The following is a 22,547-nucleotide window of genomic DNA, read 5'->3' as shown; positions in this document are numbered from 1 at the left end:
GTCAACCGATGCCCACAATCCCGGAGCGATATGCCAGAGGCCTCCAACCCGACCACTCGCGTCATGGACGTGCTGGGCTTCCTCGCGGCGCATCGGACGGATACTTTCACGCTGGCGGAAATCGCGCGGCACGTCGGCCTCAGCAACGGCTCTGCGCACCGACTGCTCACCACGATGGCAGCGGCGCAGTTCCTGTCGCGCAACGAGAAGCACAGGACCTACTCGCTCGGGGTGGCGTTGGTTGCCATCGGCCAGGCGGCGATCGAGAAGCATCGGGGCATCGAGATCGCGCGGCGCGAGATCGCACGGCTGGCACTGGAGCTCGACGCCCAGTGCAGCATCAGCGCCGTCGTGGAAGACGAAGTCCTGGTCCTGGCCAAGGAGGGAAGGGCGCGCTCGCACCTGGGCCTGACCCGCGTCGGCGAGCGCCGCCCGCTCGTCCCTCCGGTCGCGCTCTGTCCGATGGCCTGGGCCGGCGAGCCGGCGATCGCCGCCTATGTGGAGAAGGCCGATCCGCATCTCAGCCCGGCGTTGCGGGCGCACCTGCGCGCAGCCCTTGCCCTGATCCGGAGCCGCGGCTTCGCCATCGCGGCGAACGGGCCCGCCTCGCGCCGGACGCGCGAAGCCATGGTGCTGCCGGGCGGCCGGATGCGCGACGCCGATTACTGGGCGGGGGTGTTCGAACTGGTCGGCCAATTCGAGCCCGACGAAATGCAGGTCCTCGATCTCGCCTGCATCGGCCCGGCCGGGGTGAGCTCCATGGCGGCGCCGGTGTTCTCCGCCGCCGGCACCGTCGCTTTCCAGATCGTGCTCACCGGCATGCCGACCGACCTCACCGCGCAGGAGATCCAGTCCCACGCCGAGCGGCTGTGCGCCTCCGCAGCGGCGATCACCAGCGAAAGCCACGGGCGAGCGCCGGGAGGGCAGCCCTAGGAAGCGGCGTTCCCGGGGACTGCCTGCCGGCCGCTCAGAAGTGGTAGCGCAGCGTGCCGAACACGTTCCGCTCGGCACCCACGAAGCAGTCCCCGCGGGCGAGGCAGGCGGCGTAGAACTTCTTGTCCGTCAGGTTGTTGGCGTTGATCGCGAACGACCAGCGGTCGCGGCTGATCTCGACGAGGGCGTCCACCAGGGTGACGTCGGGCGTGACGATCATGCCGTCGGGTGCCTGCGGGCTGCCGAGCCAGACCGCGCCGTACGACAGGCTCTCGCCCACGTAGCGCACGCCGCCGCCGATGCGCAGCTGCCAGCCCGACAGGTCCTTGATCGTCTTGTCGAGCCATGCCGAGGCCATGTGCTTGGCCAGGTTGTCCACCGGCGTGCCGTTGGCGTTACGCGCCTTCGTATAGCTGTAGTTCACCCGCAGCTCGAAGTTCTCGGGAAGCACGCGGCTGCCCTCCAGCTCGAAGCCCTTGGAGATGACCTCGCCCGCCTGGATCGAGGCGGTGGGGAAGGGATCGCTGGGGTTCGGGTTGGGATTGGTGACGAGGCGGTTGCTGTCCTTGATGTGGAACGCGGTGGCGTTGACCAGGGTATAGGCGTCCGGCACCCACTTGATGCCGCCTTCCAGCTGGCGGCCGGTCTGCGGGCGATAGGGATTGCCCTGCGGGTCGTTGCCGGTGATCGGCAGGAAGCTCTCGGTATAGCTGAAGAAGGGCGAGATGCCCCAGGCCAGCTCGCCGATGATCCCGGCACGGAAGGTCGTCGCCTTGTCCTTCACGTCGGCGCGGCCGAGTGCCTTCGTGGTGACGTCGTCGTGCCGCAGGCCGACGACCAGCGAGACGCGGTCCCAGAAGCGGATCTGGTCCTGCGCGTAGAAGCCCAGCTGGCTCTGCTCAGGGCGGGTGACGGTGCTCGTCGCCGCCAGGGTGGGCGCATCGTAGCGGCGCGGGTCGGTCGGGTCGTAAAGGTCGATGACGTTGATGCCGTTGGCGAAGGTGCCGGCCACCAGCGAGCGCGCTTCGCGGTCGATCCGGTTCCAGCTGTAGTCCACGCCCGCCAGCAGCAGGTGCTCCACCGCGGCGCCGGTGGCGAACTTCAGCTGCACGTTGTTGTCGGTGCTGAAGATCTTCATCCGTGCGAAGGTCTGGTTGCCCGACAGGCGCACGCTGCGTCCGTCGGCGCCATAGGGATTGCGCGGGGTCGAGTAGCTGTTGGCGTACTGCGAGAAGTAGTCGACGTGGCTGTCGATGTAGCGCGCCTTGAGGCTGAGCTTCACCGCATCTCCGAAGCGGTGCTCGACGATGCCCGTGCCCTGCAGCAGGCGGCCGTCGTAGCGGTCGAAACCCGGCGTGCCGGGGAAGGTGTCGTTCGGCAGCGGCCCCGCCACCGGGTTCTCGAACAAGGTGCCGATCAGCGGCAGGAAGGTGGACTGCGAGCCGCCGTCGTCCTCCTGGTAGAGGCCGAGCAGGGTGACCTCGGTCGAGGGGGCCGGCTGCCAGCGGATCGAAGGGGCGACCATCACGCGGTCGTCGCTGACGTGGTCCACCTGGGTGCCGGAATCGCGCACGCGGCCGACGATGCGGGCGGCGAGAGTCTCGGTCAGCGGGCCGGTGAGGTCGGCCATCGCCTCCTTGCGGTCGAACGAGCCATAGACGATCGCGGCATCGCCGTGGGTCTCGAACTCCGGCGTCTTCGACACCAGGTTGAAGATGCCGCCGATCGAGCTCTGCCCGAACAGCACCGAGGCGGGGCCGCGCACCACTTCGATGCGCGAGAAGTTGTAGGGGTCCGCGCGGATGCTGGCATAGCTGTCGTAGACGTCGCGCATGCCGTCGCGGAACTGGAGCGGGCTGGTGCCGCGGATGCGGTTGCTGTCGACGCGGCCGTCGGTGCCGTAGGTGTTGGCCTGGACGCCCGAAACGTAGCGGAACGCGTCCGCCACCGAGATCGCGCCCTGCGAGATGTAGGTCTCGGCGTCGATGATGGTGACCGGCTGCGGGGTCTCGATCACCGGCGTGTCGGTCTTGGTGCCCGCCGACACCCGCTCCAGCGCGCCGGTGACGACGATCGGCCCCTCGTCGTCGCGCGTCTGCTGGGCCCAGGCGGCGCCCGGGTGGAGTGCGGCCAGGCACAGCCCGCATGCGGCCAAGGTCGTCCGGTTCATCGTGCTTTCCCCTTCAATGCAATCGACGATTGCGGGGGCGCCTAGCCATCTTGCGAGTGATTGTCATTAGTAAATGACGGCCGCCCGCTTTCCGAGCGGCGGCGCGATGTCAGTGCGGCCGCTCCGCAGGCACGGCGAAGAGCGGCGGGTGGCGGTTGAGCCAGCGCTGCGCGGGCTTCTCCAGGCCATGGTAGAGCCCGGTCGAGACAGCGAGCAGCAGCGCCACGAAACCGCCGAGCTCACCCCATCCGAGCTGCAGGCCGGCGTCCACGAAGGCGATCTTGAACAGGATGAACAGCAGCACGTGCGCCAGGTACGTCGCGTAGCTGATGTCCCCCAGCCAGCGCAGCGGGCGGCTGCCGAGCATCCGCGCGACCGGCCCGCAGTCCCTCGCCAGCGCCAGCAACCCGCACGCGAGCGCCGCCGGCACGGCGAGCGTCTCGGGCGCGCCGGTGGCCCATGCCAGCGCGAGGACCGCCGCCAGGGCGCACCACGCCGGCCACGCCCCCGCGCCTCCGGCCGCGCGCTGTGCCGACCAGGCAAGGCAGGTCACGCAGCCGAGCGTGAACTCGAACAGGCAGCGCCACAGTCCGAGGCCGGTGATGTCCGCGCCGAGCACGCGGTGGCCCTGCGCGGCGAACAGCGCTCCCACGCCGCCGACCAGGAGCGCGGCCAGCAGCGGGGCCAGCGCGAGCTGCCGCCCCCTGCCGCCGCCGACGCGCGCCAGGACCGCGACGAGCCCGGGGAACACGAGGTAGGCCGCCATCTCGGCGCTGATCGACCACGCCGGATCGTTCCACGCGAGGTCCCCGGTAAAGCCCCAGTTCTGCAGCAGCAGGACGTGCAGCGGCAGCTCCCGCCACGGATAGTCGGCGCTCTCGCGCCCGGTGGCCGCCAGCAGCCCCGCGAAGGCCACGAACGCGGCCAGCACCGCGGCGTGAAGCGGCCAGACGCGCGCGAAGCGGCGCCACAGGAACCGGCCCACCTCGCCCCGGCCGCCCTGCGCCAGGCGCGGCGCGTAGCTGTGCCACATGACGAAGCCGGAGAGGACGAAGAACATGTCGACCGCGAGGTAGCCCTTGGCCAGTACGCCGATCACCGGCGCCGGCAGCAGCGCTGTCAGCGACAGGCGCAGGTGGTAGAACACCACCAGCCACGCCGCGACGCCCCTGATACCGGTCAGCGCATGGAGCTGGACGGGCGGAGCGCCCCGCGTCACGCCGCCACCATGGGGCGGCGTCGGGGACGGCGAGACGGCCGGGACAGTTGGCCGGGCCCGTCGTCGTCGCGCCCGCGCTCGATCCGTTGCAGGTAGCTCCACAGGCCGCACTGCAGCCCGATGATGGTGAGGATCATCGGCTGGTAGGCGATCCCCACGAAGGCCCCGCCCACGAGATAGATCACCTGGGCCTGCTGCAGCGCATTGGCGAGCGGCGCCTGCCATTGCTCGTCGGGGCCGGTGCGCTTGCGCCACCGGCGGCGCAGCACCTCCATCTGCCACAGCCCCGCCGCCTGGAGCGCCAGCCACAGGCCCAGCCCCGGCCAGCCCTGCTCGCCCAGCAGCTCGAAGTAGCTGGAATGGAAGGCCCGCGCCTCGTCCTGCACCATCGTGGTCTCGACCGTGACGGTGGAGCCCGAAGTGCGGGTGTCGACGATCTCCATCTGGATGTGATTGGCCAGGAAGCTGTTGAACCCGCCCCCGAACGGCCGGTCCTTCGCATAGTCGAGCGTCCAGGCCCAGACCGCCAGGCGGGTGGAGGCGGACTGGTCCGACTGGTGGTTCTCGATCGTGCTCATCCGCCCGGTGTAGCTGGCGGGCAGGAACGGGATGGCGACGGCCAGCACCGCGGCGATCGACGCCAGGTACAGCAGCGGGCGCCTGGCCGAGCGCAGCGACATCCCCGCGAGCAGCGCCAGGCACAGCAGCCCGGTGCGGGTCTGCGTCCCCACCGGAATGAGGCCGCAGGCGAAGACCAGCCCGGCGGCGAACAGCGTGACGCGCCAGTCGGGGCGGAAGATGGTCCCGTGCCTCGCCAGCCAGACGACGAGCGGGATCATCGCGACCGCCACCATCGACAGCGTCGAGCCCTCGTAGATTCCCGTATTGTCGTTCACCAGCAGCGAAAGCTGGCCATAGCCGCCGCCGCCGCCCAGCGTCTTGATGCCGCCGCCGATGACGATGGCGGAGAGCGACAGCACCATGAACAGCGCCGCCGCCTCGATCCGCAGGCGCGTGCGCAGCGTGAGCGGGAGGAAGATCGCGAAGACCAGCGCCTTCCACACCCACGACCACTTGGACGCGGCCTCTGCCGGGAACTGCGCGAGGAGGGTGGTCAGGCCGCAGTAGAGCAGCAGCAGGACCATGAGGCCCTGTCGCAGCGTGAAGCGCGAGTCCCGCTTGTCGTCGAGCACCAGCCAGCTGGCGAACGCCGCGACGAACATGACGAGCGAGACCGGGACCGAGGCCAGCAGACCGTAGGAGATCTTCTGCGGCGAGACGATGTCGACGTAGATGTAGGTGAGCACCCATAGGAACGGGCGGCGCAACCCGAGCGCCAGCAGGCCGGCCAGGACCGCGATCAGGCCGAGGTCAAGCATCGGCACCCCGCCCCGCGCGCCCGCACGCACCCCCCCACGCACTCCCGCACGCACTCCCGCACGCACCGGCGCGCGCGCCGCCGCGCCAGTCAGCAAGGGCCGGGACAGTCACCATGCCGCCGCGCTAGCAGCTTGTGGTTGATGCGATCTTAAGGCTGGGCGCCCGTTCGCCCGCGAGCCTGCCCCAGCGCGCTGGTTACGACTTGCGGTCCGGCGCAGGCCCTCAGGGCTGGCCCTTGCCGCCGTGGGCGCCCACCGCGGTGCCGGTGGAAAAGCTCGCCTCGTCCGAGGCCAGCATGACGAACAGCGGCGCCACCTCGACGGGCTGCCCGGCGCGGCCGAGCGGTGTGTCCTGCCCGAACTCGCCCAGCTTGCCGGGAAGCTGGCCGCCGGCAACCTGCAGCGGCGTCCAGATCGGGCCCGGCGCCACGGCATTGACGCGGATGCCCTTCTTGGCGAGCTGCTTGGCCATGCCCTTGGTCAGGTTCAGGATCGCCGCCTTGGTCGCCGCGTAGTCGATCAGCTCCTCGCCCGGATCGTAGGCGTTGACCGAGGCGGTGTTGATGATGACCGAGCCCGGCGGCAGCGAGGGGATCGCCGCCTTGCTGAAGCGGAACACGTGGTAGACGTTGGTCTCGAAGGTCCGCACGAACTGCTCGTCCGAGATCTCCAGGATGTCGGCCTTGCTCTGCTGGTAGGCGGCGTTGTTCACCAGGATGTCGAGCCCGCCCAGCGCCGAGACCGCCTTGCGCACGGTGTCCTCGCAAGCCTGCTGGGTGCGGATGTCCGCCGGAAGGGCCACCGCCTTGCGGCCGGCCTGGCGGATGAGATCGACCACCTCGCGCGCATCGGGCTCCTCGGACGGGTGGTAGTTGATGGCGACGTCCGCCCCCTCGCGCGCGAAGGCGATGGCGGCGGCGCGGCCGATGCCGCTGTCGCCGCCGGTGACCAGCGCCTTGCGCCCGGCCAGCCGTCCCGAGCCGCGGTAGCTGCTCTCGCCGTGGTCGGGCCGCGGGTCCATCTTGCCGGCGAGCGCCGGCCAGGGCTGGCGCTGCTCGGGGAACGGCTCGCGGCGATACTTGTCGCGCGGATCGCGCAACGCCGCAGCGCCGCCCGAAGCACCCCCCGAAGCACCTTGCGCCACGGCGGGCCCGGCCGCGCCGGCCGCGGCCAGGCCGAGGGCCGCGCCGCCGAGTATCGTGCGGCGGGAAGCGGGGAAGTCGTTCATGCTGGAATCTCCTGAGTTCCGGCGCAGCCGGCGGGTCGCGATGGGCGAGGACACGGCTGACCAACACGGGGCCGCCGCCTTGGTTTCCGCCTGCCAACGGGCATCAACGCCTGGCCCGCTTGCCCGGGCGGGCAGGCAGGCTGTTTCGTCGCGGATCGCAGCCCGGCTTGGCGGGGCATCGCCGCGCGCAACGGTCTATCGGGGGGCTAACCGGCCGCAGGCGGCCGCGCGGTCACGGGAGCCAGGACCATGAAGAAGTTCGTCAACCACGTCGACCACGTCGTCTATCTCTCCCGGTGGGAGACCGTCGACGCCAACATCGCCAGCCTCGAGGCGGTGACCGGCGCCAGGCTGGAGCGCTGCGAACGTCGCGACATGGGCGCGCTGATCTGCGTGGACTGGTCCGCCGGGCTCGAAGTGGTGGCCCCGCTGCCGGAGCGCACCGCGGCCAACGGTGCGCTCTGCGACCGGCTGGACTCGCACGGGGAGGGCCTGCTGGCCGTGGTCTACGGCGTGGCCGACCTGGAGGCGGAGGCGGCGCGGCTGGAAGCGGCCGGCTTCGCCGTCGGCCCGCCGATGGCGAGCGATCCGATCGAGCCCTGGTACGACCGCCTCGTCCTGCGCGAGCGCTTCGCGCCGAGCGTGATGGGCAGCTGGATGGTGTTCAGCCAGATCGACTACGCCGACGACGTCGTCCGCTTCGTCGACGTGCGCGAGGCGGCGCCGGCGGCGTAAGGCCCTCCCGGCGCCGTCCCAACGCCGCCGCCCCGCCGGCTCGCTGCCCTCAGTCCTGCGCGGGTCCGGCGAGGTACTCCGCGTCGGTGACGTGCTCCATCCATTCCACCATCTTGCCGTCCAGCGCCTCCTGGATGGCGATGTGCGTCATCGCGGTGGTGGCGGTCGCCCCGTGCCAGTGGCGGTGACCCGGCGGGCACCACACCACGTCGCCCGCCCGCAGTTCGACGATCGGGCCGCCTTCGCACTGCGTCCAGCCGACGCCCTCGGTCACGATCAGCGTCTGGCCCAGGGGATGGGTGTGCCAGGCGGTGCGCGCGCCCGGCTCGAAGGTCACGCGGGCGGAGCCAGTCCGCGCCGGGCCCTCCGGGCTGTTCAGCGGGTCGAGGCGCACCGCGCCGGTGAACCATTCGGCGGGGCCCCGCTGGGAGGGACGGGAGCCGTTGCGATAGAGCTTCATGATGCGTTCCTTGTGGTTCGAAGGGGAAGCCGGTTCCGGGCCGGCGGCATGGGCCGGGCCGATCAGCAGCCAGGCCGCGGCGAGGGCGGCCAGGCTCAGACGGTGACGTGCGCTGCGCATGGTTTCTGACCTTTTCGAAAGAAGGGGACTCCCGAAGCGACAGCGGGCCCGGCCCGCTTCGGTCCCGGCTTCCCGGCGTTCCTCCAGGCATAACCCCCGCGCCGCGCCCCGGGCACCCGCCGCCTGCGCGACGGGGCGATGAGCCCGCTTCACCATCGCCGGGGGAACCCTTCGAAAATCATACGCAAATACTATGCGGCGCGCCGGGTCCCCGTCTCGCTTTCAAACGGGGGATGGTCCTAATGGGGCTCCTGCACCGATCGCGCGCCGCCCCCGCGGCGGCGATCTGCAGGAGCTTCGACATGCAGGACATCCTCTGGACCGGCCTTACCCTCAGCCTCCTCGCGGCGAGCCTCGGCTACGTCGCGCTGTGCGACCGCGCGTGAGGGCCGGGCGATCATGACACTCGACCTCTGGCTGGCGGCGCTTACCGCGCTCGGCCTCCTCGTCTATCTCGTGGCCGTGCTCGTGCGGCCCGAACGCTTCTAGGAGCACTCTCCCATGACTTTCCAGGGATGGCTGCTCATCGCGGCCTTCACCGGCCTGATGCTGGCGCTCGCCAAGCCGATGGGGCTGTGGCTCCATGCGCTCTACGAGGGTCGCCGCACGCCGCTCCACGCCGTCCTCGGACCGGTCGAGCGGGGCTTCTACCGGCTGTCCGGCATCGACCCGGCCGAGGACCAGTCCTGGCGCCGCTACGCGGTCCACATGCTGGTGTTCAACGCGGTGCTGACGCTGCTGACCTACGGGCTGCTGCGCCTGCAGGGCCTGCTGCCGCTCAACGGCCTCGGCTATGCCGGGATCGGCGCGGACGGGGCGTTCAACACCGCCGTCAGCTTCGCCACCAACACCAACTGGCAGTGGTATTCGGGCGAGGCGGCGATGAGCAACCTCAGCCAGATGCTGGCGCTCACGATCCACAACTTCCTCTCGGCCGCGACCGGCATCGCGCTCGCCTTCGCGTTCTTCCGCGGCTTCGCCCGGCGGAGCGCGACGGGGATCGGCAACTTCTGGGCCGACGTCACGCGCGTGACGCTGTACCTGCTGCTGCCGGCCTGCATCGTCTATGCCCTCTACCTCGTCGCCAGCGGCGTGCCGCAGACGCTGGCCGCCTCGGTCGACGTCGCCACGCTGGAAGGCGCGCGCCAGACGCTGGCGCTCGGCCCGGTCGCCTCGCAGGAGGCGATCAAGATGCTCGGAACCAACGGCGGCGGCTTCTTCAACGCCAACTCCGCGCATCCGTTCGAGAACCCGAGCGCGGTGACCAACCTGGTGCAGATGATCTCGATCTTCGCGATCGGCACCGGCCTCACCTGGTGCTTCGGCAAGGCGGTGGGCAACACACGGCAGGGCTGGGCGATCCTCGCGGCGATGATGACCATCTTCCTGGCCGGCGTCACCGTTGTCTACTGGCAGGAAGCCGCCGGCAACCCGGTCCTCCACCAGCTGGGCGCGGGCGGGGGCAACCTCGAAGGCAAGGACGTGCGCTTCGGCGTGGTCGGCTCCGCGCTGTTCTCGGTCGTCACCACGGCCGCCTCGTGCGGCGCGGTCAACGCGATGCACGACAGCTTCACCGCGCTGGGCGGCATGATCCCGCTGTTCAACATCCAGCTCGGCGAAGTGGTGGTCGGCGGCGTCGGCGCGGGGATCTACGGGTTCCTGCTGTTCGCCATCCTCGCGGTCTTCGTCGCCGGGCTGATGGTCGGCCGCACGCCCGAGTACGTGGGCAAGAAGATCGAGAGCCGCGAGGTGAAGCTCGCGGTGCTGGCGATCGCCGTGCTGCCGCTGGTGATCCTCGGCATGACGGCGGTAGCCTCGGTGCTGCCCGCCGGCCTTGCCGGTCCGCTCAACAAGGGACCGCACGGCTTCTCCGAGATCCTCTACGGCTTCACCAGCGCCGCGGGCAACAACGGCTCGGCCTTCGCCGGCCTCACGTCGGGCACGCCGTTCTACAACGCCATGCTGGGCGTCGCCATGTGGCTGGGGCGCTTCTTCGTGATCGTGCCGATGCTGGCGATCGCCGGCAGCCTCGCCGCCAAGACCCACACGCCCGCGACAGCCGGCAGCTTCCCCACCACCGGGCTGCTGTGGACCGGGCTGCTGATCGGCATCGTGCTGATCGTCGGCGGCCTCACCTTCCTGCCCAGCCTCGCCCTTGGCCCCATCGCCGATCATCTCGCGATGATCCGTGGCCAGCTCTTCTGAGGAACCCCGCACCATGGCCCGTCCCGGTCGACCATCCGAAACCAAGTCCCTCTTCACCGCAGAGCTGATCGTTCCGGCGATCGGGGATGCCTTCCGCAAGCTCAACCCGCGCCAGTTGATCCGCAATCCGGTGATGTTCACCACTGCGGTGGTGGCGGTGCTGCTGACCGTGCTGCTGATCGTCGGGCGCGACGGCCTGGAGCCCGGCTTCAAGATCCAGCTGGTGCTATGGCTGTGGCTGACGGTGCTGTTCGGCACGTTCGCCGAGGCGCTGGCAGAAGGGCGCGGCAAGGCCCAGGCCGCGTCGCTGCGCGCGGCCAAGGCCGAACTCACCGCCCGGCGGCTGAAGGGCGACGGCGCGCGCTTCGAGGAGGTGCCGGCCAGCACGCTGCGCAAGGGCGACGTGGTGCTGGTGCAGGCCGGCGACCTGATCCCGGCTGACGGCGAGGTCGTCTCCGGCGTCGCCTCGGTCAACGAGGCCGCGATCACCGGCGAGAGCGCGCCGGTGATCCGCGAGGCGGGGGGCGACCGCTCGGCGGTGACCGCCGGCACGCGCGTCATCTCCGACGAGATCCGGGTCCGGGTCACGGTCGACCCGGGCGAGGGCTTCCTCGACCGCATGATCGCGCTGGTCGAAGGCGCCGAGCGGCAGAAGACCCCCAACGAGATCGCGCTGACCATCCTGCTGGTGGGGCTGACGATCATCTTCCTGATCGCGGTGGGCACGATCCCCGGCTTCGCCCGCTACGCCGGCGGCGCGATCCCGGTCGCCATCCTCGCGGCGCTGCTCATCACCCTGATCCCCACCACCATCGCCGCGCTGCTGTCCGCCATCGGCATCGCCGGCATGGACCGGCTGGTGCGCTTCAACGTGCTCGCCAAGTCCGGGCGCGCGGTGGAGGCGGCGGGCGACGTCGACGTGCTGCTGCTCGACAAGACGGGCACGATCACCATCGGCGACCGCCAGGCCAGCGAGTTCCGCCCCGTGGGCGGCGTCACCCCCGGCGAGCTGGCCGAAGCGGCGCTGCTCGCCAGCCTGGCCGACGAGACGCCCGAGGGTCGCTCCATCGTCGTCCTGGCGCGCGAGGGCTTCGCGCTCGACACCGCCGCCCTGCCGCAGGGGGCCGAAGTCATCCCGTTCACCGCGCAGACGCGCATCTCCGGGGTGCGGACCGGCGGCCGAGTGATCCAGAAGGGCGCCGTGCAGGCGATCCTCAGGGCCAACCCCGATGCCGAGGCGACCGCCGCCGCCACCGAGCTGCGGCGCGTCACCGACGAGATCGCCCGCGCCGGGGGCACGCCGCTGGCGGTCGCCGTCGACGGGCGGCTGCTGGGCGCGATCTTCCTCAAGGACATCGTCAAGGCCGGCATCCGCGAGCGCTTCGGGGCGCTGCGCGCGATGGGCATCCGCACGGTGATGATCACCGGCGACAACCCGCTGACAGCGGCCTCGATCGCGGCCGAGGCGGGGGTCGACGACTTCCTCGCCGAGGCCACGCCCGAGGACAAGCTGGCGCTGATCCGCAAGGAGCAGCAGGGCGGCCGCCTCGTCGCCATGTGCGGCGACGGCACCAACGACGCCCCGGCGCTGGCGCAGGCGGACGTGGGCGTGGCCATGAACACCGGCACCCAGGCGGCGCGCGAGGCGGGCAACATGGTCGACCTCGACAGCGACCCGACCAAGCTCATCGAGGTGGTGGGCCTGGGCAAGCAGCTGCTGATGACGCGCGGCGCGCTGACCACGTTCTCGGTGGCGAACGACGTGGCCAAGTACTTCGCGATCATCCCGGCCATGTTCGTGACGCTGTATCCCGGGCTCGGCGTGCTCAACGTCATGGGCCTCGCCACCCCGCAGAGCGCGATCCTCTCGGCGATCGTCTTCAACGCGCTCATCATCCCCTGCCTGGTGCCGCTGGCGCTGCGGGGCGTGGCCTACAAGCCGTTGGGCGCCGGCCCGCTGCTGGCCCGCAACCTCGCCGTCTATGGCCTGGGCGGCCTGGTCGCGCCGTTCGTCGGCATCAAGCTCATCGACCTCGCGGTAGGGGCGCTGGGGCTGGCGTGACCCTTCGCCAGGAACCGGCACAAGCCCGCAGGAGACACACCATGAACACCGATATCCTCTCGTCCTTCCGCCCGGCGCTCGTGATGACGCTGCTGTTCGCCCTGCTGCTGGGCCTCGCCTACCCGCTGGCGCTCACCGGCATCGGCCAGGCGCTGTTCCCCAGCCAGGCCAACGGCAGCCTCGTGGTCGACGGCGGCAAGGTGGTCGGCTCCACCGTCGTCGGGCAGGCCTTCGCGTCGGAGCGCTACTTCCACACGCGCCCCTCCGCCGCGGGGCAGGGCTACGACGGGCTCGCCTCCGCCGGCTCCAACCTCGGCCCCGCCTCGCAGGCGCTTCACGACCGCGTGAAGGCCGATCTCCAGCGCATGCAGACTGCGGCACCAGGTCGACCCGTTCCGCCAGACCTGGTGACCACCTCCGCCTCGGGGCTCGACCCCCATATCAGCCCCGAGGCGGCCTTGTACCAGGTGGAGCGGGTCGCCCGCGTCCGCGCCCTCGAGCCCGAGGCGCTGCGCCGCCTCGTGGCCGCGAGCATCGAGCGCCCGGCGCTGGGCTTCATCGGCGAACCGCGCGTCAACGTGTTCGAACTCAATCGACGACTGGACGCACTTGGCGCTAAGCCGGCGCAGTGACCGAGCCCGACCGCCCCTCTCCCGAAGCCCTGCTGCGCGCCGCCGCGCAGGAGGGCCGCGGCCGCCTCAAGGTGTTCCTCGGCGCCGCGCCCGGGGTCGGCAAGACCTGGGAGATGCTCTCAGAAGGCCACGAGCGGCGCGAGGCGGGGGTCGACGTCGTCGTCGGCGTGGTCGAGACCCACGGCCGGCGCGACACCGAGGCGCTGGTGGGCGGCCACGAGGTGATCCCCCGGCGCGCGGTGGACCACCGCGGCCACGCGCTGGGCGAGATGGACATCGACGCGATCCTGGAGCGCCGGCCCGCGCTGGTCCTGGTGGACGAACTGGCCCACACCAACGCGCCGGGCAGCCGCCATCCCAAGCGCTACCAGGATGTCGAGGAGCTGCTCGGCGCCGGGATCGACGTCTATTCCACGCTCAACATCCAGCACGTCGAGAGCCTCAACGACGTGGTCGCCTCGTTCACCCGCGTCCGCGTGCGCGAGACGGTGCCCGACGGCGTGCTCGAGCAGGCCGAGATCGAGGTGGTGGACATCCCGCCCGACGAGCTGATCGAACGGCTGAAGGACGGCAAGGTCTATGTCCCGCACGAGGCGAGCCGGGCGCTGGGGCACTTCTTCTCCAAGTCCAATCTCACCGCGCTGCGCGAACTGGCGCTGCGCCGCGCCGCGCAGGCGGTGGACGCGCAGATGCTGGAGCACTTGCGCGCGAACGCGCTGGCCGGCACGTTCGCGGTGGGCGAGCGCATCCTCGTCGCTGTCAGCGAGCAACCGCACGCCGCCGGGCTGGTGCGCGCGGGCAAGCGGATGGCGGACGCGCTGAAGGCGCCCTGGTCCGCCGTCCACATAGAGACCCGGCGCGACCGCCAGTTCGACGACGACGACCGCCGCCGCCTGGCCGACACGCTGGCGCTCGCCTCGCGCCTCGGCGCCTCCACCGCCAGCATCCCCGCCGTGGACGTCGCCGAGGGCCTGCGCGGCTTCGCGCGCGAGGCGCGGGCCACGCAGATCGTCATCGGCAAGTCGGCCCGGTCCTGGCTGTTCGAGCGGCGGCACGGCTCCGTGGTGGACCGGCTGGTGCGCACGCTGGGCGACGTCGCGATCCATGTCCTGCCCGCCGCGCCGGCCAGCGCCGAGCCGCGGCGGCGCCCCTCGCGCCGGGGAATCGACTGGGGCCGGCCAGCCCACTACCTCTGGGCGCTGCTGGCGGTTGCGGCGGTGACAGTGCTCGGCCGCCTGCTGCTGGAACGGCTCGATCTGGGCAACGTGGCCTTGCTGTTCCTGATGCCGGTCATGTTCGCGGCGGCCACCTTCGGCGTGCGCGCCGGCCTCTTCGCCGGGCTCGCCTCCAGCCTTGCCTACAACTTCTTCTTCCTGCCGCCGACCGGCACGCTGAGCGTCAGCAACCCGGAGAACGTGATCTCGATCCTCGTCCTCTTGGGCGTGGCGCTGGTCACCAGCCAGTTCGCCGCGCGCGTCCGGGCCCAGGCGGACCTTGCCGCGACGAGTGCGCGGCAGAACGCCGCGCTCGCCAGCTTCTCTCGCCAGCTCACCGTGGCGGCGGGCCGGGAGGAGCTGTTGCAGGCGATCTGCGCCGAAGTCGCCCGCCTGCTCGACGTGCGCACGGTGCTGCTGCTCCCCTCCGCCGACGGGCCGGTGCTGAGCGCGGCCTACCCGCCCGAGGACCGCCTCGAGCAGATCGAGCAGGCGGCCGCGCAGTGGGCGATGGACAACGGGCAGCCGGCCGGGCGCGGCTCGGCCACGCTCACCGCCTCGGACTGGCTGTTCCACCCGCTGCGCGCCGCCCGCGCAGGATCGGGCCGCGGGGTTCTCGGCGTGCTCGGCATCGCCCGCGCGGATGCCGGCGAGCCGCTCCGCTCCGACGAGGTGCCGCTGCTGACGAGCCTGCTCGACCAGGCCTCGATCGCCTTCGACCGGATGATGCTGGAGGAGGAGAACCTGGCCGCCCAGGCGGCGGGCGAGCGCGACCGGCTGCGCTCGGCGCTTCTCTCCTCGGTCAGCCACGACTTGCGCACGCCGCTCACCACCATCCTCTCGGCCGCGCAGGAGATGCAGAGCCATCCCGCGCCGGAGCTGGCCGAGACCATCGGCACCGAGGCCCGCCGGCTCGACCGCTTCGTCTCCAACCTGCTCGACATGGCGCGGGTTGAAGCGGGCGCGCTGCCGATGAAGCCCGAGGCGACCGACCTGTTCGACGCCGTCGCCAGCGCCGTCCACGACACCCGGGCGGCGCTGCACGGGCATGCCGTGGAGGTCGACATCCCGCCCAACGTGCCGCTGGTGAAGCTGGACCCGGTGCTGCTGCACCACTGCCTCATCAACCTGCTCGACAACGCCGGCCGCTACGCCGATCCCGGCACCCCGGTGACGGTGCGCTGCCGCCGCCGGCCCGATGCGCTGCTGCTGTCGGTGGTGGACCAGGGCCGCGGCATCCCCCCGGGCCAGGAGAAACGCGTGTTCGAGACCTTCACCCGGCTCGACGGCTCGGACCGCGTGCGCCAGGGCACCGGGCTGGGCCTCGCCATCGTCAAGGCCTTTGCCGAGGCCATGGGGCTGTCGGTGGAGGCCGCGGGCAATCCGGACGCACCGGGCGCCTGCTTCACGCTGCGCATCCCGCAAGCGCTCATCATGGCCCGGCCCCAGGACCCTGAAGGAGGATGACGATCCGCCACACTATCCTCGTCGTCGATGATGAGCCGCACATCCGCCGCCTCATGGCCGCGGCGCTCACCCGCGCCGGCTACGCGGTGGTGGACGCCGCCGACGCCCGCGCGGCGCTGGAGGCGCTGCGCGCGCACCGGCCGGACATCGCGCTGCTCGACCTCGGCCTGCCGGACCGCGACGGGCTCGAACTGGTGCCGCTGTTCAAGCAGCACGCCGACACCACGCTGATCGTCGTCTCGGCGCGCGATGCGACCGAGGAGAAGGTCGCCGCGCTGGACCTCGGCGCCGACGACTACCTGACCAAGCCGTTCGACACCGACGAACTGCTCGCCCGCGTGCGCGTCGCGCTGCGCAACCGCATGACCCGCGGCGGCGGCGCCAGCGCGCTGGTCGCGGGCGACCTCAGGGTCGACCTGCTGGCCCACACCGTCACCCGCGCCGGGCAGGAGATCCACCTCACGCCCAAGGAATACACCGTCCTGGCCCAGCTCGCCCGCTTCCCGGGCCGGGTCATCACGCATCGGCAGATCATGGCGCAGGTGTGGCCGGACGTGGCCGAGCACCACGTCGAGTACCTGCGCGTGCTGGTGCGCAGCCTGCGCCAGAAGCTGGAGGAAGACCCGCAGCGCCCCCGCCTCATCTGCAACGAGCCCGGCATCGGCTATCGCCTGCGCCTGAGCCCGGAAGCCGAGGCGGGCTGAGGGGCAGCGGAGGGGGGGCACGAGCCAGCCCGCCACCGCTCGTGCTGAGCGTGTCGAAGCAAGAAAGCCGCGCGCCGCCCTTCAGGCGGCCGCGCCCCCGGCCGCCGCGCGGAAGCGGCACAAGTCGTACACCGCGCGCGCCACGGGCATGGCGACGCCCGCCTCCGCCGCCAGCTCGAACACCGACAGGCAGATCGCGCCCAGTTCCAGCGGCACGCCGCGGCGGTGGTCCTGGGCCATCGAGGTGTAGAAGGGTCCCGCGCGGGCGCCGATCTCCAGCATGCGCTCGCGGGTGAGGCGGGGCTCGACGCCGTGGGCGCGGGCGACGGCGACGGTCTCGTCGAGCACGGCGCTCACCACCGGCAACAGGGCGTCGGAGCGGAACTGCTGCTCCAGCGTCGCGTCGGCCACCACGGACAGCGGATTGGTGGCGAGGTTGAGCGCGACCTTGGCCCACAGATCGGCGCGGATGTCGGGCACCACCGCGGCGTCGATGCCGCTGCCGGCGAACAGCGCGCCCACCTGCGCGGCATCGTCCCCGGCATCGTTTTCGGCCCCGGGCACGACAGGGCCCAGGACGATGCGCTCCGCGCCCTGCACGGTGGCGACGCCCTCGGCGTCCATGGCGCTCGTCAGGAACAGCACGGCGCCCACGATCCGGCGCGGGTCGAAGGCGGCGGCCAGCGCGCCTTGCGGGTCGACCGCGGCCACCGGCCGGGACGAGAGCGGCTGGCGATACCACCAGGGGATGCCGTTCACGAGCGGCACCAGCCGCGTCTGCGGCCCGACCACCTGCAGCAGCTCGGGCAGCGCGGCGGGAATGTCGCCGCCCTTGAGCGCCACGAACACGACGTCCTGCGGCCCCGCCTCCGCCGCCGCCCGCGCCGCGACCGGCAGGCGCGCCGCCGCGCCGCTCGCGCTGCGCAGCTGCAACCCCCGCTCGCCGAGCTGCCGCAGGCGCGCACCCCGGGCAATGACCGTCACCTGACCCCCTGCATCGGCCAGTCGGGCCGCCACCAGCGTGCCCACCGCGCCGGCCCCGAACACGCAGAGGCGTGGGTTTGCGCTCATGCCCGGCGCGTCCCGCGATGCGGCGTTTCAGCAAGGTTTCGGGGCAGCGGGCGGGCGGGGAAGGGGGGCACGGCACATCCGGGAAGGAGGAGAGGGACCTGCCGGCCATAGGACCGATCGCGCGCACTGTCCGCGCGTTATCGCGGCGCTAACCGGCCCTTGTGCACGCGCCGTGCGCCGTCCTACCGGCTCAGCAGTATTCCAGGCTGAGCGCGGTGGTGCTTTTTAGCTGCTTCATGATGATGAAGGTGCGCACGTTGTCCACCTCGTTGCCCGAGAACAGCTTGGAATTGATGAACTCGCTGTACGACTGCAGGTCCTTGGTGTGGACCCGCAGCATGAAATCGATCTCGCCCGTCGTGTAATCGCACGAGACGATCTCCGGCAGCGACTCGACCCGCTCGCGAAACGATTGCACGTGTTCCTTGGCCTGGGAGCGCAGGCGCACCGAGACATAGGCGGAGATCCCGAGGTTCAGCTTCTCGGGATTGAGGATCGCCGCGGTGCGTTCGATGTAACCCTCGTCGCGCAGCCGCTGCAACCGCCGCGAAGACTGCGACGGCGACAGGAAGATCCGCGCACTCAGCTCGCTCGGCCCGAGGTCCCCGTCCTGCTGGATGAGCTCCAGGATCTTGCGGTCGAAGTGATCGAGGCGGTCCTTGGCCATGGCGGTTCTCCTGGTCTGGGAGGGATCATGCAGATTGATTGCGCCGATCGCCACGAAGGTGGGCGGCGCGTGCGAACTATCAGCGCAATGCGCAAAAAAGGCAAACCCGCCGCGGGACCTTGCCGGTACAAGGCGGGGCATCCTCCACTATCCGGGACCACCATGCTGTTCGATTGCTTGGCCGCGCAGACGCCAGACCCCCTGCTTTCACTCATCGGCGAATTCGCCCGCGACGGCCGGGCCGACAAGCTCGACCTCTCGGTCGGCGTGTACCGCGACGACGAGGGCCGGACCCCGGTGATGCAGGCGGTCAAGCAGGCCGAACAGCGCCTGGTCGACGGGCAGGCCTCCAAGTCGTACCTCGGCCCCGACGGCGACCGCGGCTTTGCCGAAGCGATCACCGACCTCGTGCTCGGCGCGCAAGCGGGCAGCCGCGCCCGCGCGATGCAGACGGTGGGCGGCACCGGCGCGCTGGGCCTCGCCGCCGGCCTGCTCGCGGCAGCAGGAGGGCCGCGCACGATCTGGCTGGCGACGCCCACCTGGAGCAACCACGTCCCGGTCTTCGCCGCAGCGGGGCTGGCGATCCGCACCTACGCCCATGTCGATCCGGCCACCGGCGGCTTCGCGCTCGACGCCTTCCTCGCCGCCGCCGAGCAGGCGCAGCCCGGCGACGCGTTCCTGCTGCAAGCGTGCGGCCACAACCCGACCGGCGTCGACCCCGACCCCGAGGCCTGGGAGACGATCGGGCGGACGCTGGCGCGCAAGCGCCTCATCCCGCTGCTCGATGACGCCTACCAGGGCTTCGGCGAGGGGCTGGAGGAGGACGCACAGGGCCTGCGCACGGTGCTGGCCGAAGTGCCCGAGGCGCTGGTCGCGGTGTCCTGCAACAAGAGCTTCGGGCTCTACCGCGACCGGGGCGGCGCGCTGGTCTGCTGCGGCCACGACGCCGCCGCGCTGGAAGTGGCGATGGCCAACGCCCGCACCATCGCCCGCTCCTCCTATTCGATGCCGCCGGACCACGGCGCCGCGGTCGTGCGAACGATCCTGGAGGACAGGGCGCTGACGCAGCTGTGGCGCGACGAACTGGCGCGCATGCGCCATCGCCTGCGAGCCACCCGCCGGGCGTTGGGGGCGAGGCTCGCCGCCAACGACCCCAGGCTCGGTGCGATCGCGGGCCAGCACGGGATGTTCTGCCTGCTCCCCATCGACGCCGCGCAAGTCGCGCGGCTGAGGTCGCAGTTCGCGATCTTCATCGCCCCGGACGGCCGCGTGAACCTGGCGGCACTGCCGCTCCACCGCGTCGATGCCTTCGCCGAGGCCCTGGGCGACGTGACGGCCCGCGTCACCACCTGAGCCGGCGCGGCGGCGCGACGGGACGGGACGGGAGCGGGACGGCCCCGCTCCCGGCCTTGTCACGCGCCGGTCAGCGCTGCGCCTCGGGCACTTCCGCCGGCGCCGAGGGCGCGACGTCGGTGGCGCCGAGCTGCTTCCAGTTCAGCATCGCATTGTAGAGCATCCGGAACTCGCCGAAGTTCTGCCAGCGCCAGATCGGGTTGGTGGCGAACATCAGGATGCGCCCGTTGCCGCGGGGAACGTTGATGATCGCCGGCCGGTCCTTCACCGCCTCGGCCTCGCGCATGAAGCCGCTCATCACGCCGGCCTTGCCGCCGGGGAACTCCATCAGCACTTCGCCCTTGAGCCTCTCGGGCACCGCGTAGAGCGTGTTGTCGGCCCAGCGCACCGGCATCTTGGCGTCGACCAGGTCGCCCTGGTAGCCGTAGAAGATCGGGCTTTCGGGCTTGAGGACCTTGGCCGAGACGATCGGGCCGGGGGCGTAGAAGTCCTTGGGCGGCGCGCTGGTGGTGATGTCGTCGACGAGGCCGAACTGCACCGGCACCGCGCTGGCGTTGCCGGTGGTGATGAGCGTGCCGCCCTGCTCCACGAACTGGCGCAGCGCCATCAGGCCTTCCAGGCCCATGCCCCCGCGAATGTCCTCCGACGCGCCGTAGTCTCCGGAGAAGCGGTATTTCTCGGTCTTGGTGTAAGGGAGCGGCTTGCCCTGCATCGGCAGGTCGAAGACGATGTCCTTGGTCGACCGGCCCTGGTTCGGCAGGATGATGACGTCGAAGTCGGCGCGCAGGTTCCCCTGGCGCAGCCGCTCCTTGTAGACCAGGTCGTAGTCGATGCCCTGCTGGTCGAAGGCGTAGCGCAGCCAGCCCACCTTCTCGGTGCCGCCCCAGGTGCTGAACACCGCCGTGCGCGGGAGAGCGCTGTCGTGCGCCGCCGAGGCACCCGAACCGGACACCGCCACGGCCTTGAGGCCGAGCTGCTCGACCAGCGGCTTGAGCGTGCCGTAGGCGCTGCCCGGCACCAGGAACGAGCCGGCCGGCACCGTCTGCCCCTTGGCCTTGAACGGCGCATCGACGATGCGCACGCCCACGTCCTTCAGCTTGTAGCGCAAGGTGGCCATGTTGACCGAGCCTTCGTCGAGCACCGCGTAGGTCCCGGCCCCGGCGCCGTCGATCGAGCCGGAGAGCGCGAAGCTGTCGAGCTTCGTCACCGGCGTCTCCAGGATCGCCTTGTCGGCCACCTCGACCACCTTGGTGTGCGTCATCAGCCCCATGGTCCAGGCCGCGTCGTCGTAGGTGGTCAGCTTCTCGTCGGGATAGTTGTCCTGCAGGCGCAGCAGCATCTTGGCGAGCCGCCCATAGGGCTGGTCCAGCTTCACGATCAGCGAGCCGGCCGGATAGGAGCCTTCCTTCACCTTCACCGCCTGGGTCGCCCGGCCGATCTCGATGCCCTGCATCCGCAGCACGTCGGTGACGAACTTGATCCGCGCGGAGTCCGCCTGGCCGGCAGGGATGACGTAGGCATAGGGCGCCTCGCTGCTGCCCGCGACCACGGCGTTGCTGCTCTTCTTGTAGAAGTTCTCGAGGATCACGTTGGGGAAGCGCGATGCCAGATCCAGCGCGGTGAGGATGCCGGTTTCCATGTAGTTGGTGTTGTTGCGCATCGACCACATGACCTCCTTGTAGGGAGGCAGCGGGCGATACCAGTCGCGCTTGGTCCAGTCGCCGCCGCGCACGCCGGTCTGCACCTCGGGCGCCACGTGCCGCAGCATCGTGGTGGCGCCGGCGTTGCCGAAGGTCTCGTACATGCGCAGCATGCCGTTGTGGTTCGACGACATGAAGGCGAGGTAGCCGGGAGTCCACGCATCCACGAAGCCGTGCGTCCACACGCCCGGCATGCCGTACTTGGTCATCTGCGCCATCTCGAAGTTGGCGAACCACGGCAGCTCACCGAACAGGATGGGGTCGAGATCGGGGTTCTGGGGCGCCTGCCCCGAATAGGTGTACATGAACGGCACCGATTCATGCAGTTCGTGCATGACCGGCGGGTGCCAGTCCAGGTAGAACTTCATCAGGTGACGCGCGCTGACGTCCGAGAAATTGATGTCGCGGTTGTTGTCATGGTAGATGTACTTGCCCCAGTACGGCGGGCCGCCCGGCTTGGTGCGGTCGTCGCGCTCGTCCACGAGGTTGCGGTAGTACCAGTCGACGTAGCGGTCGCGCCCGTCGGCCTCGAGCACCGGCGTGATCGAGACCACCAGGTTCTCGCTGATCGTCTTCATCAGCGTGCTGTCTTCGGTGAGCAGGCGGTAGGCCAGCTCCATCAGCATCTCCGGCGGGCCGGTCTCGGCGCTGTGGAGGCCGCCGGAGATATGGTAGATCGGCTTGGTGGCGGCGATCACGCCTGCCGCTTCGGCTGCCGGCAGCGTGCGGGGGTCGGCCAGCCGCGCCAGGTTGGCGCGGTAGCTCTCGAGGTTGGCGATGTTGTTCGCCGCGGAGATCATCACGACGACGTTCTCGCGCCCTTCCTCGGACTTGCCGATCTCGATGATGCGTACGCGGTCGGGCGCGGCGGCGGCCAGCGCGCGATAGTACCCGATGATCTGCTCGTAGTAATGCAGCGTATTGGGCGCGCCGATGTGCTGGCCCAGGACCTGCTTGGGCGAGGGGATCGTGCTCGAAACCGGAAGGTGATCGACGAGCGGGCTCATGAACTCGGGCTTGGTCGTCCAGCTCTTGACCGTGTCCGCATAGTCCGGGTCCATCTGCTGCGCCGATGCTGCGCCGCACAACAGCATTGCCATCGTGGCGGCGGCGAAGCTCTTCCTGATCATCAGTCCTCCTGTTTTCGACATAGGCCCGCACGGCGCGCAGGACCGCATGGTCCTGCGCCGAGGTCCGCCGGCTCGTGATGGTGATCCCCGCAGCCATC

18 protein-coding genes are annotated in these 22,547 nt (G+C 70.8%); 10 read left to right on the top strand and 8 right to left on the bottom strand.

Annotated elements, in window-relative coordinates:
• The first annotated feature begins 30 nt into the window (after nucleotides 1-30).
• Nucleotides 31-933: an IclR family transcriptional regulator gene (locus ACFFJC_RS15935; protein WP_379488471.1), complete on the top strand. Its 903-nt coding sequence runs from the start codon at nucleotides 31-33 to the stop codon at nucleotides 931-933.
• A gap of 34 nt (nucleotides 934-967) precedes the next feature.
• On the opposite strand, the gene ACFFJC_RS15930 is transcribed toward ACFFJC_RS15935, so the two are convergent.
• The 4 genes from ACFFJC_RS15930 to ACFFJC_RS15915 all read right to left on the bottom strand — a co-directional run bounded on the left by ACFFJC_RS15930 (nucleotide 968) and on the right by ACFFJC_RS15915 (nucleotide 6,929).
• Entirely contained in the window at nucleotides 968-3,103 is a 2,136-nt protein-coding gene (locus ACFFJC_RS15930; RefSeq protein ID WP_379488470.1) for a TonB-dependent siderophore receptor, read from the bottom strand.
• Nucleotides 3,104-3,212: 109 nt separating this feature from the next.
• Nucleotides 3,213-4,322, bottom strand: coding sequence for an acyltransferase family protein (locus ACFFJC_RS15925; protein ID WP_379488469.1), 1,110 nt, complete (start codon nucleotides 4,320-4,322; stop codon nucleotides 3,213-3,215).
• Nucleotides 4,319-5,701: a putative O-glycosylation ligase, exosortase A system-associated gene (locus ACFFJC_RS15920; RefSeq protein ID WP_379488468.1), complete on the bottom strand. Its 1,383-nt coding sequence runs from the start codon at nucleotides 5,699-5,701 to the stop codon at nucleotides 4,319-4,321. Before ACFFJC_RS15920 ends, ACFFJC_RS15925 begins: the two co-directional genes overlap by 4 nt.
• A gap of 223 nt (nucleotides 5,702-5,924) precedes the next feature.
• Nucleotides 5,925-6,929: an SDR family oxidoreductase gene (locus ACFFJC_RS15915; protein ID WP_379488467.1), complete on the bottom strand. Its 1,005-nt coding sequence runs from the start codon at nucleotides 6,927-6,929 to the stop codon at nucleotides 5,925-5,927.
• 249 nt (nucleotides 6,930-7,178) lie between these two features.
• Between ACFFJC_RS15915 and ACFFJC_RS15910 the strand changes: the two genes are divergently transcribed.
• Entirely contained in the window at nucleotides 7,179-7,664 is a 486-nt protein-coding gene (locus tag ACFFJC_RS15910) for a VOC family protein (protein ID WP_379488466.1), read from the top strand.
• 49 nt (nucleotides 7,665-7,713) lie between these two features.
• Here the strand turns inward: ACFFJC_RS15910 and ACFFJC_RS15905 are convergent, their stop codons facing one another.
• Nucleotides 7,714-8,244 carry a (R)-mandelonitrile lyase gene (locus ACFFJC_RS15905; RefSeq protein WP_379488465.1) on the bottom strand — a complete coding sequence of 177 codons (531 nt, stop codon included), beginning with the start codon at nucleotides 8,242-8,244 and terminating at the stop codon, nucleotides 7,714-7,716.
• A gap of 242 nt (nucleotides 8,245-8,486) precedes the next feature.
• Between ACFFJC_RS15905 and ACFFJC_RS15900 the strand changes: the two genes are divergently transcribed.
• Genes ACFFJC_RS15900 through ACFFJC_RS15870 form a run of 7 tightly spaced genes read left to right on the top strand, consistent with a single transcriptional unit; the run spans nucleotide 8,487 to nucleotide 16,528 of the window.
• Complete coding sequence (locus tag ACFFJC_RS15900; protein WP_379488464.1) at nucleotides 8,487-8,630, top strand: hypothetical protein; 144 nt, start codon at nucleotides 8,487-8,489, stop codon at nucleotides 8,628-8,630.
• A gap of 13 nt (nucleotides 8,631-8,643) precedes the next feature.
• Complete coding sequence (gene kdpF / locus ACFFJC_RS15895) at nucleotides 8,644-8,733, top strand: K(+)-transporting ATPase subunit F (RefSeq protein WP_379488463.1); 90 nt, start codon at nucleotides 8,644-8,646, stop codon at nucleotides 8,731-8,733.
• A gap of 12 nt (nucleotides 8,734-8,745) precedes the next feature.
• Nucleotides 8,746-10,449, top strand: coding sequence for a potassium-transporting ATPase subunit KdpA (gene kdpA, locus ACFFJC_RS15890; RefSeq protein ID WP_379488462.1), 1,704 nt, complete (start codon nucleotides 8,746-8,748; stop codon nucleotides 10,447-10,449).
• Nucleotides 10,450-10,462: 13 nt separating this feature from the next.
• Nucleotides 10,463-12,511: a potassium-transporting ATPase subunit KdpB gene (kdpB, locus tag ACFFJC_RS15885; RefSeq protein ID WP_379488461.1), complete on the top strand. Its 2,049-nt coding sequence runs from the start codon at nucleotides 10,463-10,465 to the stop codon at nucleotides 12,509-12,511.
• Between the two features lie 41 nt (nucleotides 12,512-12,552).
• The gene (kdpC, locus tag ACFFJC_RS15880) at nucleotides 12,553-13,143 is read left to right on the top strand and encodes a potassium-transporting ATPase subunit KdpC (RefSeq protein WP_379488460.1); all 591 of its coding nucleotides are present in this window, start codon (nucleotides 12,553-12,555) and stop codon (nucleotides 13,141-13,143) included.
• Nucleotides 13,140-15,824 carry a DUF4118 domain-containing protein gene (locus tag ACFFJC_RS15875; RefSeq protein ID WP_379488459.1) on the top strand — a complete coding sequence of 895 codons (2,685 nt, stop codon included), beginning with the start codon at nucleotides 13,140-13,142 and terminating at the stop codon, nucleotides 15,822-15,824. Before kdpC ends, ACFFJC_RS15875 begins: the two co-directional genes overlap by 4 nt.
• A complete protein-coding gene (locus ACFFJC_RS15870) occupies nucleotides 15,821-16,528 on the top strand; it encodes a response regulator (protein ID WP_379488458.1) in 708 nt (235 codons plus the stop codon). Before ACFFJC_RS15875 ends, ACFFJC_RS15870 begins: the two co-directional genes overlap by 4 nt.
• An 81-nt stretch (nucleotides 16,529-16,609) precedes the next feature.
• Here the strand turns inward: ACFFJC_RS15870 and ACFFJC_RS15865 are convergent, their stop codons facing one another.
• Nucleotides 16,610-17,599 carry a ketopantoate reductase family protein gene (locus ACFFJC_RS15865; RefSeq protein ID WP_379488457.1) on the bottom strand — a complete coding sequence of 330 codons (990 nt, stop codon included), beginning with the start codon at nucleotides 17,597-17,599 and terminating at the stop codon, nucleotides 16,610-16,612.
• Nucleotides 17,600-17,789: 190 nt separating this feature from the next.
• A complete protein-coding gene (locus ACFFJC_RS15860) occupies nucleotides 17,790-18,266 on the bottom strand; it encodes an Lrp/AsnC family transcriptional regulator (protein WP_379488456.1) in 477 nt (158 codons plus the stop codon).
• Nucleotides 18,267-18,428: 162 nt separating this feature from the next.
• Here ACFFJC_RS15860 and ACFFJC_RS15855 point away from each other — a divergent pair, with 162 nt between their 5' ends.
• On the top strand, nucleotides 18,429-19,619 hold the full coding sequence (locus tag ACFFJC_RS15855; protein WP_379488455.1) for an aromatic amino acid transaminase: 1,191 nt from the start codon (nucleotides 18,429-18,431) through the stop codon (nucleotides 19,617-19,619).
• Between the two features lie 70 nt (nucleotides 19,620-19,689).
• Here ACFFJC_RS15855 and ACFFJC_RS15850 read toward each other — a convergent pair whose 3' ends face one another.
• Nucleotides 19,690-22,449 (bottom strand): M14 family zinc carboxypeptidase, encoded by a 2,760-nt coding sequence (locus ACFFJC_RS15850; protein WP_379488454.1) that lies wholly within the window; start codon nucleotides 22,447-22,449, stop codon nucleotides 19,690-19,692.
• Nucleotides 22,450-22,547: the final 98 nt, after the last annotated feature.

Origin of the sequence: Novosphingobium soli (genome assembly GCF_042432915.1) — a bacterium.
GTDB lineage: Bacteria > Pseudomonadota > Alphaproteobacteria > Sphingomonadales > Sphingomonadaceae > Novosphingobium > Novosphingobium soli.
Note: the sequence above shows the minus strand (reverse complement) of the source record. Positions and strands in the feature narration are given on the sequence as shown.

Bases quoted from the DNA above. Each gene is read 5' to 3' on its own strand.
- ACFFJC_RS15935 (WP_379488471.1), top strand. From the start codon at position 31: ATGCCAGAGGCCTCCAACCCGACCACTCGCGTCATGGACGTGCTGGGC.
- ACFFJC_RS15855 (WP_379488455.1), top strand. From the start codon at position 18,429: ATGCTGTTCGATTGCTTGGCCGCGCAGACGCCAGACCCCCTGCTTTCA.
- ACFFJC_RS15860 (WP_379488456.1), bottom strand. From the start codon at position 18,266: ATGGCCAAGGACCGCCTCGATCACTTCGACCGCAAGATCCTGGAGCTC.
- kdpB (WP_379488461.1), top strand. From the start codon at position 10,463: ATGGCCCGTCCCGGTCGACCATCCGAAACCAAGTCCCTCTTCACCGCA.
- kdpA (WP_379488462.1), top strand. From the start codon at position 8,746: ATGACTTTCCAGGGATGGCTGCTCATCGCGGCCTTCACCGGCCTGATG.
- ACFFJC_RS15870 (WP_379488458.1), top strand. From the start codon at position 15,821: ATGACGATCCGCCACACTATCCTCGTCGTCGATGATGAGCCGCACATC.
- kdpC (WP_379488460.1), top strand. From the start codon at position 12,553: ATGAACACCGATATCCTCTCGTCCTTCCGCCCGGCGCTCGTGATGACG.
- ACFFJC_RS15915 (WP_379488467.1), bottom strand. From the start codon at position 6,929: ATGAACGACTTCCCCGCTTCCCGCCGCACGATACTCGGCGGCGCGGCC.
- ACFFJC_RS15900 (WP_379488464.1), top strand. From the start codon at position 8,487: ATGGGGCTCCTGCACCGATCGCGCGCCGCCCCCGCGGCGGCGATCTGC.
- ACFFJC_RS15850 (WP_379488454.1), bottom strand. From the start codon at position 22,449: ATGATCAGGAAGAGCTTCGCCGCCGCCACGATGGCAATGCTGTTGTGC.
- ACFFJC_RS15920 (WP_379488468.1), bottom strand. From the start codon at position 5,701: ATGCTTGACCTCGGCCTGATCGCGGTCCTGGCCGGCCTGCTGGCGCTC.
- ACFFJC_RS15905 (WP_379488465.1), bottom strand. From the start codon at position 8,244: ATGCGCAGCGCACGTCACCGTCTGAGCCTGGCCGCCCTCGCCGCGGCC.
- kdpF (WP_379488463.1), top strand. From the start codon at position 8,644: ATGACACTCGACCTCTGGCTGGCGGCGCTTACCGCGCTCGGCCTCCTC.
- ACFFJC_RS15910 (WP_379488466.1), top strand. From the start codon at position 7,179: ATGAAGAAGTTCGTCAACCACGTCGACCACGTCGTCTATCTCTCCCGG.
- ACFFJC_RS15930 (WP_379488470.1), bottom strand. From the start codon at position 3,103: ATGAACCGGACGACCTTGGCCGCATGCGGGCTGTGCCTGGCCGCACTC.
- ACFFJC_RS15865 (WP_379488457.1), bottom strand. From the start codon at position 17,599: ATGAGCGCAAACCCACGCCTCTGCGTGTTCGGGGCCGGCGCGGTGGGC.